1 protein-coding gene is annotated in these 581 nt (G+C 37.5%); it reads left to right on the forward strand.

The window, feature by feature from the left end; translation table 11 throughout:
• Positions 1-51: 51 nt before the first annotated feature.
• The coding region (locus AC1DTM_RS30860; RefSeq protein WP_477001750.1) for a DMT family transporter at positions 52-581 on the forward strand (530 nt) is incomplete at its 3' end.

Below are 581 nucleotides of genomic sequence, written 5' to 3' on the forward strand. Positions count from 1 at the left end.
GTGTTATATCCAGCCAATTTTACTATGCTAAATAGGGAAGGGGAGATTCGGATGAAACGATGGCAAATGGAGTGGCTCCTAGTATCAGTTGCATTAGTATGGGGAGCAAATTATACAATTGGAAAGTATGGCGTGGCATTTATGTCATCCATTCAATTTAATAGTTTACGTTTTTTAGTAGCATCACCGGTATTATTACTTATTACATTTATTATGGAACGCTCATTACGTATTGAAAGAAAAGATTGTTTACGATTATTAGCAGTCGGTATCGTTGGAACGACAATGTACCAAACGATGTTTATGCTATCTGTGAAATATACTTCAGCAACGAACGCCTCATTATTAATTGCGATGTCACCTATATTTACAGGGATATTAGCAGTATTGCACAAACAAGAACGTTTTTCGATGAAAGTACAAATTGGTTCAATAGTAGCCTTTGTTGGTGCAGCATTCGTTTTATTAACAGGGCATTCAGGAGGAGCAACTTATGAGTATGCGTGGCTCGGAAATTTAATTGGATTAGTCGCAGCAATTGCGTGGGGATGGTATCCAATTTTAGCGCAACCTCTTATTAC

The organism is Bacillus sp. P4_D3 (assembly GCF_056401855.1).